This window comes from Mesorhizobium sp. CNPSo 4684 (assembly GCF_057784315.1).
This window is the reverse complement of the sequence record NZ_JBWLUX010000100.1, coordinates 1-655: the sequence shown is the minus strand read 5'-3', so window position 1 is coordinate 655 and position 655 is coordinate 1. Positions and strand designations below refer to the sequence as shown.

General features: G+C 58.5%; 2 pseudogenes. Both read left to right on the top strand.

The features are described 5' to 3' along the window. A pseudogene (locus AC04SG_RS32860) lies at positions 1–423 on the top strand (hypothetical protein); the annotation flags it as partial. Positions 424–461: 38 nt separating this feature from the next. Further along, positions 462–655, top strand: a pseudogene (locus tag AC04SG_RS32855) (hypothetical protein); the annotation flags it as partial.

Here is a 655-nt window from a genome sequence, read left to right as displayed (position 1 = left end):
ATGGGCGTTTCACAAGAGCGCATGCCGGCCTTGTTCTGCCAGCGCCTTGGCGAAGGGATACGCAGCGGGCGGATCAGCTACTCCGACTTGAACCGGCTGCAGCTCGACCAATCGACCGAGATATGGCTGGTCATCAAGGGCAAGTCCAAGGCTGCTGCTACGGCCACGCCGGCGCCACGGAACCCCAACTTCCGTACCTGCAAAGGTACTGAAGGCATCTTCCAGATTCCCGCTTCCCGGAAATGCCCGGTGAGCGGCTACGCACAGCTCGACCAACCGACCAAAATCGATATGAAGGGGAAATCAAAGACGGCTGCCGCGGCGCCGCGGAACCCCAAATTTCGTACCTGCAGCGGTATTATCGGTACCTTCCAGATTCCCGTTTCCCGGAAATGCCCGTTGAGCGGCTACGCGAATTATTGAGAGAGATCGAACCTGGTCGTTCTGGAGGGCTGTTGACCGTGCAAAACCGTATCTTTCTCTTGCTTGCGGCGGCCGTCGTCTTCACCGGATGCCAGTCCTCGCAGGCGGCCGCGAAACGCGAGCAGAATCCAGACGGGTGCATCTCCGCTGTCCATTTATGGAGCATCACGTTCAAGCACGAAATCGCCTCTTTCATGGGCGTTTCACAAGAGCGCATGCCGGCCTTGTTCTG